11 protein-coding genes, 1 tRNA gene and 1 pseudogene are annotated in these 13,889 nt (G+C 67.4%); 10 read left to right on the top strand and 3 right to left on the bottom strand.

What is annotated here, in order from left to right:
* Nucleotides 1-20: 20 nt before the first annotated feature.
* From OG381_RS14320 to OG381_RS14350, 7 genes are all read left to right on the top strand, one after another.
* Entirely contained in the window at nucleotides 21-509 is a 489-nt protein-coding gene (locus tag OG381_RS14320) for a PaaI family thioesterase (protein ID WP_327716491.1), read from the top strand.
* 672 nt (nucleotides 510-1,181) lie between these two features.
* Nucleotides 1,182-1,793, top strand: a complete 612-nt coding sequence (locus tag OG381_RS14325; RefSeq protein ID WP_327716492.1) for a Tat pathway signal sequence domain protein — start codon at nucleotides 1,182-1,184, stop codon at nucleotides 1,791-1,793.
* A gap of 291 nt (nucleotides 1,794-2,084) precedes the next feature.
* Complete coding sequence (locus OG381_RS14330; RefSeq protein WP_327716493.1) at nucleotides 2,085-3,311, top strand: branched-chain amino acid ABC transporter substrate-binding protein; 1,227 nt, start codon at nucleotides 2,085-2,087, stop codon at nucleotides 3,309-3,311.
* Between the two features lie 120 nt (nucleotides 3,312-3,431).
* Entirely contained in the window at nucleotides 3,432-4,364 is a 933-nt protein-coding gene (locus OG381_RS14335) for a branched-chain amino acid ABC transporter permease (protein WP_266893805.1), read from the top strand.
* A 5-nt stretch (nucleotides 4,365-4,369) separates the two neighbouring features.
* Entirely contained in the window at nucleotides 4,370-6,196 is a 1,827-nt protein-coding gene (locus OG381_RS14340; protein ID WP_327716494.1) for a branched-chain amino acid ABC transporter permease, read from the top strand.
* Between the two features lie 3 nt (nucleotides 6,197-6,199).
* Nucleotides 6,200-7,084 (top strand): ABC transporter ATP-binding protein, encoded by an 885-nt coding sequence (locus tag OG381_RS14345; protein ID WP_327716495.1) that lies wholly within the window; start codon nucleotides 6,200-6,202, stop codon nucleotides 7,082-7,084.
* Nucleotides 7,081-7,797, top strand: a complete 717-nt coding sequence (locus OG381_RS14350; RefSeq protein WP_307032111.1) for an ABC transporter ATP-binding protein — start codon at nucleotides 7,081-7,083, stop codon at nucleotides 7,795-7,797. The genes OG381_RS14345 and OG381_RS14350 overlap by 4 nt, the downstream gene beginning before the upstream one ends.
* Before the next feature lie 83 nt (nucleotides 7,798-7,880).
* Here the strand turns inward: OG381_RS14350 and OG381_RS14355 are convergent, their stop codons facing one another.
* A complete protein-coding gene (locus tag OG381_RS14355; RefSeq protein ID WP_171147617.1) occupies nucleotides 7,881-8,537 on the bottom strand; it encodes an ANTAR domain-containing response regulator in 657 nt (218 codons plus the stop codon).
* 102 nt (nucleotides 8,538-8,639) lie between these two features.
* Here OG381_RS14355 and OG381_RS14360 point away from each other — a divergent pair.
* A tRNA-Leu gene (locus OG381_RS14360) sits at nucleotides 8,640-8,712 on the top strand.
* Nucleotides 8,713-8,818: 106 nt separating this feature from the next.
* Entirely contained in the window at nucleotides 8,819-9,565 is a 747-nt protein-coding gene (locus OG381_RS14365) for a helix-turn-helix domain-containing protein (RefSeq protein WP_327716496.1), read from the top strand.
* Here the strand turns inward: OG381_RS14365 and pyk are convergent, their stop codons facing one another.
* The gene (pyk, locus tag OG381_RS14370) at nucleotides 9,566-11,002 is read right to left on the bottom strand and encodes a pyruvate kinase (RefSeq protein WP_327716497.1); all 1,437 of its coding nucleotides are present in this window, start codon (nucleotides 11,000-11,002) and stop codon (nucleotides 9,566-9,568) included.
* 145 nt (nucleotides 11,003-11,147) lie between these two features.
* Nucleotides 11,148-11,866, bottom strand: a pseudogene (locus OG381_RS14375) (SIMPL domain-containing protein).
* 150 nt (nucleotides 11,867-12,016) lie between these two features.
* Here OG381_RS14375 and OG381_RS14380 point away from each other — a divergent pair.
* Entirely contained in the window at nucleotides 12,017-13,822 is a 1,806-nt protein-coding gene (locus OG381_RS14380; protein ID WP_327716498.1) for a bifunctional metallophosphatase/5'-nucleotidase, read from the top strand.
* Nucleotides 13,823-13,889 lie beyond the last annotated feature (67 nt).

Here is a 13,889-nt window from a genome sequence, read left to right on the forward strand (position 1 = left end):
GACGAACGGAGCCGGGCCCCATGGGCGAGCAGCAGCACGTGAAGTTCCCGCAAGAGGTCATCGACGAGTACGCCGCGCTCGGCGTCGACCTGCCGGCACTGTTCTCCGCGGGTCACCTCGGCACCCGCATGGGCGTGCAGATCGTGGAGGCGTCCGCGGACCGGGTCGTCGGCACGATGCCGGTGGAGGGCAACACCCAGCCGTACGGGCTGCTGCACGGCGGCGCCTCCGCCGTCCTGGCCGAGACGCTCGGCTCGGTCGGCTCCATGCTGCACGGCGGCAGCTCCAAGATCGCCGTGGGCGTCGACCTCAACTGCACCCACCACCGCGGGGCGCGCTCGGGCCTGGTGACCGGCGTGGCCACACCCGTGCACCGGGGGCGCTCCACGGCGACGTACGAGATCGTGATCAGCGACGAGGAGGGACGCCGCGTGTGCAGCGCACGGCTCACCTGTCTGCTGCGGGACGTGAACCCCGGCGACGCGGCCCACATCGTGGCGGCCAACTGACCCCACCGGGACACCGGCCCGGAACCACCCCGGGCCCCACACCCCAGCCCCCGGAGCCCTCGCACCTCCACGCCCCCACGAGGCCAGCCCCAACTCGCCTGCCCCCAACAGACTCTGGCCCGACCCACCCCCCAGGGCCTAGCGTCGGGGCATGAGAACGGGAGGACCCCCGAAGCTCCGCCGCGGAACGGCCCCGCCGGCCACCGACGCGACGCCCTCACCGACCGTCGTCGCGGGCTCTCCGCGGATTGCCGACGCAAGGCCCCAGCCGACCATCGGCGCAAGACTCACGTCTCCAACGGCCTCAAAGCCCGCACCCACCGCCGACGCGAGGCTCACGCCAACGCCTCTCCTGACCGCCGACGCAGGGCCCTCGCCGACAGCCATCACAACGCCCCCACCGACCGGCGACGCGGGCCCTCCGCAGACCGTCGGCGCGAAGCCCGCCCCGCCCGCCGACGCAACGCCCCCGCTCACCGGCGACGCAAGGCCCACCCCGACAGCCACCGCGACGCCCTCACCGACCGTCGGCGCGAAGCCCGGTCCTCCCACCGACCCGTCGCCCCCGCTGATCGTCGGCGCGAGGCTCACGTCGGGCGGCGGCTCACGGTCCGTGCGCCCCGTCGAGGTGAAACCCCCGCCGCCCATCGGCGTCGGCGAAAGGGGCCGCCGGTGAGTGGCGTGGGGCCCGTCGAGCCCGGGGAAGGCACGCACGCGTGGGACGTTCTCGAGGCGCCGCCGGTTGTGCGGCGTCCGCGTGGCCGGGTCGTCGAGTGGTGCGGCAGGCACCGGCGTGCCGCGCTCGGCGGTCTCGCGTGTGCCGTTCTTGTCGCGGGCGGCGGTTACCTCTACGCCACCCGGCCCCAGCCGCCGGCGGCGCTTCCTCCGCCGTACCCCTCCCAGGTAACCGATGTGCACTACCTGAGCTGGGAGCCGACGCCCGAGGGTGCGCCGAGGCGGAGCTTCAGTCTGGGGGTGGAGCTGACCGTGCTGGCGGGCCCCCCGGTCACGGTGACCCGGATCAGCCAGCCGTACGCCGGGCTGTCCGTGAAATCGACCCCACCGGCCCCGTTCCGGACAACAGCGGGCTCAAGCCGCAAGATCATCGTCACCATGCACGTGACGCAATGCAGAAAAGTGCCGTGGAACGCCGGACTCCCTTTCATCGACGTAACTCTACGTAATACGCGTGCAATAGAAGTCCACAGTTTCATCCTCGGAGAGCGCTATGCGCAGCAGCTCTCGGAGTCACTACAAGTCGCCTGCAGCAACAATTCCGAGTAATCACCAAAACCGCTGAGACACCTGAACCACCCAGGTCGGGTCCTGCGGGTTCTCACAATGTGGACCGGGCGAATCGTGCTTAATTCCACTGTTCCGCCCACTCAGTACCGCTCTGCATTACGACGTGTCATAACAAGAGCGTCACAGCCTGGCCCGGACCCTCCTCCACGATCCCCACACCCGCTTAGAGTCACGGCCAGTCACCGCGCCACCGGATTGTCACGTCAGGGACCCAGCGCAACGACTCGGCCGCTTCCAGGGGGAAGCGCCGCGCCAGTGAAAGGACGAATCGTGCGTCAACGTTCGCTCATCAGCATCACCGCCGCGCTGGCGGCGGGAGCACTCACCCTCACCGCCTGCGGCTCGCGCGACGACGACGGCGGCTCGGACTCCGCGAGCGGCACCAAGGTCGTCATCGGCGTCGACGCCCCCCTCACGGGCGACCTGTCCGCACTGGGCCTCGGCATCAAGAACTCCGTCGACCTCGCCGCGAAGACCGCCAACAAGCAGAAGCTCGTAGACGGCGTCACCTTCGAGATCAAAGCCCTCGACGACCAGGCCCAGCCCTCCTCGGGCCAGGCCAACGCCGTCCAGCTCCAGTCCGACAAGGCCGTCATGGGCGTCGTCGGCCCGCTGAACTCCTCCGTGGCCGAGTCCATGCAGAAGGTCTTCGACGACGCCAAGCTCGTCCAGATCTCCCCTGCCAACACCGGCCCGGCCCTCACCCAGGGCGTCAACTGGCAGAAGGAGAAGGTCCGCACCTACAAGTCGTACTTCCGCACCGCGACCACGGACGCCATCCAGGGCCCGTTCGCCGCGCAGTACGTCTTCAACGACGCCAAGAAGAAGAAGGTCTTCGTCATCGACGACAAGAAGACCTACGGCGCCGGCCTCGCCGCCACCTTCACCGCGGAGTTCAAGAAGCTCGGCGGCAAGGTCGTCGGCACCGACCACATCGACCCGGACACCAAGGACTTCTCCGCGGTCGCCACCAAGGTCAAGAACTCCGGCGCCGACGTCGTCTACTACGGCGGCGAGTACCCGCAGGCCGGCCCGCTCAGCAAGCAGATCAAGCAGTCCGGCGCCAAGATCCCGCTCGTCGGCGGCGACGGCATCTACGACCCGACCTTCATCGAGCTGGCCGGCGCGGGCAGCACCGGCGACCTCGCCACCTCCGTCGGCGCCCCCGTCGAGGAGCTCCCCTCCGCCAAGCAGTTCGTCGCCGACTACAAGGCGGGCGGCTACAAGGAGGAGTACGCGGCCTACGGCGGTTACTCCTACGACGCCGCCTGGTCGATCATCCTCGCCGTCAAGAAGGTCGTCGACGACAACGACGGCAAGCTGCCGTCCGACGCCCGCGCGAAGATCACCGCCGCCGTCCAGAACGTGTCCTTCGACGGTGTGACCGGCAAGGTCTCCTTCGACGAGTTCGGTGACGCCACCAACAAGCAGCTCACCGTCTACGCCGTCGAGAACGGCGCCTGGAAGGCCGTCAAGTCCGGCACCTACACCGGCTGACCGAGACCCGCAGCACCACCTGAACGAGCCGCGCGGGGCGCTGTTCCACTGGCGCCCCGCGCGGACTCGCATCCGGCCACACATCCGTCGAAACCAATCCGAAGTCTCGGAGGACATGCGGTGAACGAACTGCCGCAGCAGCTGGTCAACGGCCTGCTACTGGGATCCATGTACGGGCTGGTCGCCATCGGCTACACGATGGTCTATGGCATCGTCCAGCTCATCAACTTCGCCCACGGCGAGATCTTCATGATCGGAGGGTTCGGCGCCCTCACGGTCTACCTGTACGTACTGCCCGACGGCACCACCATGTGGCTCGCACTGCCACTGATGCTCCTCGGAGCCGTCATCGCCGCAGTCCTCGTCGCCGTAGGAGCGGAACGGTTCGCCTACCGCCCGCTGCGCACCGCGCCACGCCTCGCCCCCCTCATCACCGCCATCGGCCTCTCCCTCGCCCTCCAGCAGGCGGTGTGGGCCTGGTACCCCGGGGCCAAGGAATCCATCAACTTCCCCGAGATTCCCGGCGGCCCCTTCGAGATCGGCAGCGTCACCATCCAGACCGGTGACGTCTTCCTGCTCGTCGCCGCCCCCATCAGCATGGCGATCCTCGCCTACTTCGTGATGAAGACCCGCACCGGCCGCGGCATGCAGGCCACCGCCCAGGACCCCGACACCGCGAAGCTCATGGGCATCAACACCGACCGCATCATCGTGGTCGCCTTCGCCCTCGGCGCCGTCTTCGCCGCCGTCGGAGCCGTCGCCTACGGCCTCAAGTACGGCCAGGTCCAGTTCCGCATGGGCTTCATCCTCGGCCTCAAGGCCTTCACCGCAGCCGTCCTCGGCGGCATCGGCAACATCTACGGAGCCATGCTCGGCGGCCTCGTCCTCGGCCTCGCCGAGACCATGGCCACCGCCTACATCTCCGACGTCCCCGGCTTCGACCTGCTCGGCGGCCAGTCCTGGGCCAACGTCTGGGCCTTCGTACTCCTCATCCTCGTACTCCTCGTCAGGCCCCAAGGCCTGCTCGGCGAGCGCGTCGCTGACAGGGCGTGACACCGATGACCACACAGACCACCGAAACCCCCAGCGCCCCCGTCAACAAGGACGGCAACGCCAAGGGCCTCATCGGCCTCCCCGAGAACGTCGGCCGCGCCCTCGCCACCGCAGGCGGCGTCCTCGCCGTCGTCTCCACCTTCCTCGCCTGGACCTGGACCAGCGAGTTCCCCGGCGACCTCACCGTCACCGGCTACCCCGGCGGCCTCCAGGTCCTCGTCCTCATCGGCGGCGCCCTCACCGCCCTCTTCGGCCTCGCCTCCTACGGCGTCCCGGGCCTGGGCTGGCTCACCCCCGCCGGCGCCGACAGCGCCCTCAAACTCGCCTCACTCGGCACCTTCACCACCGCCTGGTACACCGTCATCGCGATCACCGTCGAACTCGGCGGCATCGTCAACCTGGAACCCGGCGGCTACATCGTCGCGATCGTCACCCTGGCCGGCGTCCTCGGTGCCTTCTCCCTGCCCTTCGTACGACCCGAGCCCGACCCCATCGACCCCGATGACACCGGCTGGGAGCAGTCCAAGCACAAGGCACGCCACAAGTGGAGCGTCTTCAAGGCCTCCATCGCCTCCGGCACCCCCAGCAAGGCACCCACACTCCCCACCTTCGCCGAGATCCTCGTCATCGCCGCCGCCATGGCGGTCGGCCTGATCGTCTTCACCTACGGCATCGGCACCGAGTACGACGAACAATTCGTCGGCTTCCTCATCATCGTCGGCTTCGGCTTCGCCGCCCTCGCCAAGGCCGGGCTCGTGGCCCGGGTCTCGGCCATCACCGGCAAGCACCGCACCATCACCATGTTCGGCGCGTTCATCGCCGCCGCGCTCTTCCCCTTCACCCAGTCCGACGACCAGTACGCGACCATCGGCGTCTACATCCTGATCTTCGCCACCGTCGCCCTCGGCCTCAACATCGTCGTCGGCCTCGCCGGCCTCCTCGACCTCGGATACGTCGCCTTCCTCGGCGTCGGCGCCTACACCGCGGCCATGGTCTCCGGCTCCCCCTCCTCCCCCTTCGACGTCCACCTGCCGTTCTGGCTCTCCGCGATCCTCGGCGCCGCGGTCGCCATGGTCTTCGGCGTCCTCATCGGCGCCCCCACCCTCCGACTGCGCGGCGACTACCTCGCCATCGTCACCCTCGGCTTCGGTGAGATCTTCCGCATCACCGTCCTCAACATGGACGGCACCTCCGGACCCGACATCACCAACGGCTCCAACGGCATCTCCTCGATCCCGAACCTCGACATCCTCGGCTTCGACTTCGGCGCCGAACACAGCTTCCTCGGGTTCACCATCGCGCGCTTCGCCAACTACTTCCTGCTGATGCTCCTCATCACGCTGATCGTCGTAGTCGTCTTCCAGCGCAGCAGCGACTCCCGCATCGGCCGCGCCTGGATCGCCATCCGCGAAGACGAGACCGCCGCCCTCGCCATGGGCATCAACGGCTTCCGCGTCAAGCTCATCGCCTTCGCCCTCGGCGCCTCCCTCGCCGGCCTCGCCGGCGCAGTCCAGGCCCACGTCACCTACACCGTGACCCCCGAGCAGTACCAGTTCGCCCACGTCGTACCGCCCAACTCGGCCTTCCTCCTCGCAGCGGTCGTCCTCGGCGGCATGGGCACCATCGCCGGACCCCTCGTCGGCGCCGCACTCCTCTACCTCATCCCGGCCAAGCTCCAGTTCCTCGGCGACTACCAGCTCTTCGCCTTCGGACTCGCGCTCGTCCTCCTCATGCGCTTCCGCCCCGAGGGCCTCATCCCGAACCGGCGCCGCCAGCTCGAATTCCACGAAGAGGCCGAAGCGCCCACAGTCCTCGGCAAGACAGGGGCCTGACACATGACCACCGACACCACCACCCTCGGGACCACCGTCCTCGACGCCCGCGGCGTCACCATGCGCTTCGGCGGCCTCACCGCCGTACGCAACGTCGACCTCACCGTCAACAGCGGCGAGATCGTCGGACTCATCGGCCCCAACGGCGCCGGCAAGACCACCTTCTTCAACTGCCTCACCGGCCTCTACATCCCCACCGAGGGAGAGGTCCGCTACAAGGGCAACATCCTGCCGCCCAAGTCCTTCAAGGTCACCGCCGCCGGCGTCGCCCGCACCTTCCAGAACATCCGCCTGTTCGCCAACATGACGGTCCTGGAAAACGTCCTCGTCGGCCGCCACACCAGGACGAAGGAAGGCCTCTGGTCCGCACTCCTGCGCGGCCCCGGCTTCCACCGCGCCGAAAAGGCCTCCCGCGAACGCGCCATGGAACTCCTGGAGTTCATCGGCCTCGCCAACAAGGCCGAACACCTCGCCCGCAACCTGCCCTACGGCGAACAGCGCAAGCTGGAAATCGCCCGAGCCCTCGCGAGCGAACCCGGACTCCTCCTCCTGGACGAGCCCACCGCCGGCATGAACCCCCAGGAAACGCGAGCCACCGAAGAACTCGTCTTCGCCATCCGCGACAAGGGCATCGCCGTCCTCGTCATCGAGCACGACATGCGGTTCATCTTCAACCTCTGCGACCGCGTGGCCGTCCTCGTCCAAGGCGAAAAACTCGTCGAAGGCGACAGCGCCACCGTCCAGGGCGACGAACGCGTCATCGCCGCCTACCTCGGAGAGCCCTTCGAGGACGCCCCCGGCGACGAAGAAGTCGCGGAGGTCCAGGCAGCCGAGGCCCAGGCCGACACCACGACCGACGCCGCGCCGGGCAAGGAGAACGACCGATGACCGCACTGCTCGAAGTAGAGGACCTCCGGGTCGCCTACGGCAAGATCGAAGCCGTCAAGGGCATCTCGTTCAAGGTCGAGGCCGGCGAGGTCGTCACCCTCATCGGCACCAACGGCGCCGGCAAGACCACGACCCTGCGCACCCTCTCGGGCCTGCTCAAGCCGGTCGGCGGCCAGATCAAGTTCGACGGCAAGTCCCTCAAGAAGACCCCGGCCCACCAGATCGTCTCGCTCGGCCTCGCCCACTCCCCCGAGGGGCGGCACATCTTCCCGCGCATGACGATCGAGGACAACCTCCGCCTCGGCGCCTTCCTCCGCAACGACAAAGCGGGCATCGAGAAGGACATCCAGCGCGCCTACGACCTCTTCGCCATCCTCGGAGAGCGCCGCAAGCAGGCCGCCGGCACCCTGTCCGGCGGCGAGCAGCAGATGCTGGCCATGGGCCGCGCGCTCATGTCCCAGCCGAAGCTGCTCATGCTGGACGAGCCGTCCATGGGCCTCTCCCCGATCATGATGCAGAAGATCATGGCCACCATCGCCGAACTCAAGTCCCAGGGCACGACGATCCTCCTCGTCGAGCAGAACGCCCAAGCGGCACTGTCGCTGGCCGACCACGGCCACGTCATGGAGATCGGCAAGATCGTGCTCTCGGGGTCCGGCCAGGACCTGCTGCACGACGAGTCGGTACGCAAGGCGTACCTCGGCGAGGACTGAGTCCCCGCCACTACGGCTCTACGACGAGGCCCGCGTCCCCAGCTGGGGACGCGGGCCTCTCGCACGAACGCGGCCGGGGAAGGTCAGCCCTTCCCCGCCTTCTTCTCATCGGCGTCCTGGATGACGGCCTCGGCCACCTGCTGCATCGACATACGCCGGTCCATCGACGTCTTCTGGATCCAACGGAACGCGGCCGGCTCGGTCAGCCCGTACTCGGTCTGAAGAATCGACTTGGCCCGGTCGACGAGCTTGCGGGTCTCAAGGCGCAGAGTGAGGTCGGCGACCTCGGCCTCCAGCTCCTTCAGCTCGGTGAACCGGGACACGGCCATCTCGATCGCCGGTACGACGTCGCTCTTGCTGAACGGCTTCACCAGATACGCCATCGCGCCGGCGTCACGAGCGCGCTCCACGAGGTCGCGCTGCGAGAAGGCGGTCAGCATGAGGACGGGGGCGATGCGCTCCTCGGCGATCTTCTCGGCTGCGGAGATGCCGTCCATCTTCGGCATCTTCACATCGAGGATCACGAGGTCCGGCTTGTGCTCACGGGCCAGCTCGATGGCCTGCTCACCGTCACCGGCCTCGCCGACGACGCTGTAGCCCTCTTCCTCCAGCATCTCTTTGAGGTCGAGCCGGATGAGGGCCTCGTCCTCGGCGATGACGACACGGGTCGTCAGCGGAGGCACGTGCGACTTGTCGTCGTCGGGCGCGTCTACGGGCTGGGGCGACTCGGGGGCGGTCACGGGGGCTCCTCGTTCAGGGCAGGGGTGCTGCTGACAAGAGCCTACCTAGCTGCGGTAAAGTGGGGGCACAGCGGGTGACCGCTGACCTTCATATTGAAGGGGGCCCCGGTAGCCCAGCGGTAGAGGCCATGGATTCAAAACCCATCCAGCGTCGGTTCGAATCCGACTCGGGGCACTTTTCCTTCGAATCGAAGGTTGCCATCAGAAAGCGGATGTTCCCGTTCTCGTGAACATCCGCTTTTTGCTGCGTGTCGTCGTGATCACTCTCACAGAGTGTCCGTATGTACGACGTCAGCACACGCAAGCGAGCACTCGCGCTGGTTGCACAGGGCCGAAGCCTTAATTCGGTAAGCCTAGAGACCGGCATCTCGCGCGCCGCAATTCGCTCCTGGCACGACCGGCTGGAACCACGGCCACGCATGTCAGTTCCGCCGCCCGGCCCGCCGACCGATGAGGTCTCATACTCCTACCTGCTGGGCCTCTATCTCGGCGATGGCTGCATCAGTGCTCACCCTCGGGGGCCAGGCCACTATCTGCGTGTCGCGTGCGCAGACTCATGGCCAGGGCTGATTGACGCCTGCGCAGCTGCGATGCGTTCGGTCAACCCTTCAGGCAACGCGTTCCGCGTGCAGGCTCAGGGCTACGTTTCGGTAGTCGGTTACTACCCGCACTGGCCCCACCTCTTCCCGCAGCACGGCCCCGGCAAGAAGCACGAACGCCGGATCGCCCTTGCACCCTGGCAACAGGCCATTGTCGACGCCCACCCCTGGGAATTCATCCGAGGCCTCATCCACTCCGACGGCTGCCGCATCACCAATTGGGCAACTCGCCTTGTGGCAGGTGAACGGAAACGCTACGAATACCCCCGGTACTTCTTCACCAACCTGTCCGGCGACATCATCCGCCTCTTCACCACGACGCTCGACCACGTGGGCGTCGAGTGGCGACAGGCGAACCCCCGCAACATCTCCATCGCCCGCAAAGCCTCAGTCGCCCTTATGGACACTCACGTAGGCCCGAAACACTGACTACTTGGGGCTGTCGTCCTCGCCGATGTGGTGGACCCGGACGAGGTTCGTCGAGCCGGCAACCCCGGGCGGGGAACCCGCGGTGATCACCACCACGTCGCCCTTCTCGCAGCGGCCGTACTTCAGGAGCAGTTCGTCCACCTGGTCGACCATCGCGTCCGTGGAGTCGACCTGGGGGCCGAGGAAGGTCTCCACGCCCCAGGTCAGGTTCAGCTGGGAGCGGGTGGCCGGCTCGGGGGTGAAGGCGAGGAGGGGGATCGGGGAGCGGTAGCGGGAGAGCCTGCGGACGGTGTCTCCGGACTGGGTGAAGGCGACCAGGAATTTGGCTCCCAGGAAGTCGCCCATTTCCGCTGCCGCTCGCGCGACCGCACCGCCCTGCGTGCGGGGTTTGTTGCGTTCGGTCAGGGGCGGGAGGCCCTTGGCGAGGATGTCTTCCTCGGCGGCGGTGACGATCTTCGCCATGGTGCGGACGGTCTCGATGGCGTATTTGCCGACGCTGGTCTCGCCGGAGAGCATGACCGCGTCCGTGCCGTCGATGACGGCGTTCGCGACATCCGACGCCTCGGCCCTGGTCGGGCGGGAGTTCTCGATCATCGAGTCGAGCATCTGCGTGGCGACGATGACCGGCTTGGCGTTGCGCTTCGCCAGCTTGACCGCGCGCTTCTGGACGATGGGGACCTGTTCGAGGGGCATTTCGACGCCCAGGTCTCCTCGCGCGACCATGATGCCGTCGAAGGCGGCGACGATGTCCTCGATCGCGTCGACGGCCTGGGGCTTCTCCACCTTGGCGATGACGGGGAGGCGGCGGCCTTCGTCGTCCATGATGCGGTGGACGTCGTCGATGTCGCGGCCGGATCGGACGAAGGACAGTGCGATGACGTCGAAGCCTGTCCGCAGGGCCCAGCGCAGGTCGGCTTCGTCCTTCTCCGACAGGGCCGGGACGGATACGGCGACGCCCGGGAGATTCAGTCCCTTGTTGTCGGAGATCACGCCGCCTTCGATGACGGTGGTGTGGACGCGGGGGCCGTCGACGGCGGTGACTTCGAGGCAGACTTTGCCGTCGTCGACGAGGATGCGCTCGCCCGGGCTGACGTCGTGGGCGAGGCCCGCGTAGGTCGTTCCGCAGGAGTGCTGGTCGCCTTCGGCGCCTTCTTCCACGGTGATGGTGAAGGTGTCGCCGCGTTCAAGGAGTACGGGTCCTTCGGTGAAGCGGCCGAGGCGGATCTTCGGGCCTTGAAGGTCGGCGAGGATACCGACGCTGTGGCCGGTCTCGTCGGAGGCCTTGCGGACGTGGTGGTAGCGCTCCTCGTGTTCGGCGTAGCCGCCGTGGCTGAGGTTGAAGCGGGCTACGTCCATTCCGGCTTCGACCAGTGCCTTGATCTGGTCGTATGAGTGGGTGGCGGGGCCCAGGGTGCAGACGATCTTTGCTCGGCGCATGTTTTGACCCTAGGGCTTACCGGTGGGTAGGGATTTGGTGGGGGATGACTACTCAACAACCTTTGGGTGACGGGTTATTGACAAGGGTTGAATTGTGCGCCGGGGTGCACAGATGAGCGTTTCCTTGTGCGAATTCCGCGTGGTTTCACAGCTTCGGCGGTGCCATGGTGAAGCGGGCGTTGATCTGTGCGTGGACGCGTTGGCGTTGGGGTTCGAGGTCGAGGGGGGCGGCGGCGGTGTCCTCGGCTGCGGCGTAGGACAGGGAGCGCATGCGGCTCCCGGGGCGGTGGGGGCGAGGGGTTGGGCGTTCTCGGCGCCGATGTCGGCGAGCTCGACGAGGGCGGCGAGTGTGGTGCCCAGCGCCTCGGCGTATTCGCGGGCTCGTTGGACGGCTTCCTTGACGGCCTGTTGGCGGGCTTGGCGGTGGGCCGGGGAGGTGGGTCGTAGGGCCCACCAGGGGCCGTCGACGCGGGTGAGGTCCAGGTCGGCGAGGCGGGTGGTGAGTTCGCCGAGTGCGGTGAAGTCGGTGAGTTCGGCGGTGACGTGGACGCGGCCGTGGTAGGCGTGGACGCGTTCGCCGCGGCCTTTCTCCTTGAGTTGGGGGGTGATGGAGAAAGCGCCTGTCTCGAGTCGTTCGACGGCGTCGCCGTAGGTCTTGATGAGGTCGAGGACGGTGGCGTTGCGGCGGGTGAGGTCGTCGAGGGCGGTGCGGCGGTCTTTGCCGCGAGCGGCGATGGTGACGCCGATGCGGGCGATTTCGGGGTCGACTTCGAGGCGGGCTTCGCCGCGGACGGCGATGCGGGGTGCGTCGGGGGTGCCGTAGGGCTGGAAGTGTGGGGGGTCGTCCGCAGCTGGTGTGGTCATACGACCCACTCTGTCACTGTGTGGCGTGTTGTCGGCTGGTCGGGTGACAGGTTGGGTCATCAGATCGAAACCTGTAGGGGGTGTTGCGGTTCGGCGTGTGCGGGTCAGAATCTACGCGCGTTGTTGACCGTTTCCCGAGGAGATCAAGACATGCCGTTGAACCGCAGGAAGTTCCTGGAGAAGTCCGCCGTGACCGGTGCGGGCGTCGCGCTGGCCGGTGCCGTGGGGGCTCCTGCGGCCGAGGCGGCGGAGGCCGAGCAGGGGCGCAAGCCCGCGAAGCGGTACTCCTTCACGGTGATGGGCACCACCGATCTGCACGGCAACATCTTCAACTGGGACTACTTCAAGGACACGGAGTACACGGACGCCAAGGGCAACGCGAAGGGGCTGGCCCGGGTCTCGACCCTGGTCGATCAGGTCCGTGCGGAGAAGGGTCGCCGCAACACGCTGCTCATCGACGCGGGCGACACGATCCAGGGCACGCCGCTGACGTACTACTACGCGAAGGTGGACCCGATCACCGCCAAGGGCGGTCCGGTCCATCCGATGGCCGCGGCGATGAACGCGATCGGCTATGACGCGGTGGCGCTGGGCAACCACGAGTTCAACTACGGCATCGAGACGCTGCGCAAGTTCGAGGACCAGTGTCACTTCCCGCTGCTCGGGGCGAACGCGCTGGACGCGAAGACGCTGAAGCCGGCTTTCCCGCCCTACTTCATCAAGAAGATCTGCCCGCCCGGTCTCCCGCCGGTCAAGGTGGCCGTTCTCGGTCTGACGAACCCGGGCATCGCGATCTGGGACAAGGCGTACGTCGAGGGCAAGCTGGTGTTCCCGGGGCTTGAGGAGCAGGCGGCGAAGTGGGTGCCGAAGCTGCGGTCGATGGGTGCGGACGTGGTGGTCGTGTCGGCGCACTCGGGCTCCTCGGGCACCTCCTCGTACGGTGATCAGCTGCCGTACATCGAGAACTCGGCGGCGCTGGTGGCCCAGCAGGTGCCGGGCATCGACGCGATCCTCGTCGGGCACGCGCACACGGAGATCGCGGAGCTGCTGGTCACGAACGAGAAGACGGGCAGGACGGTCGTTCTGTCGGAGCCGCTCTGCTATGCGCAGCGGCTGTCGCTGTTCGACTTCGAGCTGGTCTTCTCGAAGGGCCGCTGGACGGTCGAGTCGGTGAAGGCGACGGTGCGTGACTCGAAGACGGTCGCGGACGACCCGAAGATCACGAAGCTGCTGAAGGCCGACCACGACATCGTGGTGGAGTACGTGAACCAGGTCGTCGGTACGGCGACGGAGACGCTGACGACGGTCGAGGCGCGCTACAAGGACGCCCCGATCATCGACCTGATCACGAAGGTCCAGGAGGACGTGGTCAAGGCGGCGCTGGCGGGCACCGAGTACGCCGCGCTGCCGGTCCTCTCGCAGGCCTCGCCGTTCTCCCGTACGTCGGAGATCCCGGCGGGCGAGGTGACGATCCGGGATCTGTCCAGTCTGTATGTGTACGACAACACGCTGGTGGCGAAGTTGCTGACGGGTGCGCAGGTCAGGGCGTATCTGGAGTACTCGGCGCAGTACTTCGTGCGGACCGCGGCGGATGCGGCGGTGGACGTGGAGAAGCTGACGAACGCGGAGAGCCGTCCGGACTACAACTACGACTATGTGTCGGGGCTGTCGTACGAGATCGACATCGCGCAGGCGGCGGGTTCGCGGATCAAGAACCTCACGTACAACGGTGCGGCGCTGGATGACGCGCAGCAGTTCGTGTTCGCGGTGAACAACTACCGTGCCAATGGTGGCGGTGCGTTCCCGCATGTGGCGTCGGCGAAGGAGCTGTGGGCGGAGTCGACGGAGATCCGTACGCGGATCGCGGAGTGGGTGACGGCGAAGGGTGTGCTGAACCCGGCGGACTTCGCGTCGGTGGACTGGAAGCTGACGCGGAACGGTACGCCGGTCTTCTAGGAGTCCAGCCTTCGAAAGGCTGAGCAGAGTGGTGTCCACGGCGCCGGCGGGGTTGTCACGTCGGCGC

Origin of the sequence: Streptomyces sp. NBC_00490 (genome assembly GCF_036013645.1) — a bacterium.
GTDB classification, from domain to species: domain Bacteria; phylum Actinomycetota; class Actinomycetes; order Streptomycetales; family Streptomycetaceae; genus Streptomyces; species Streptomyces canus_F.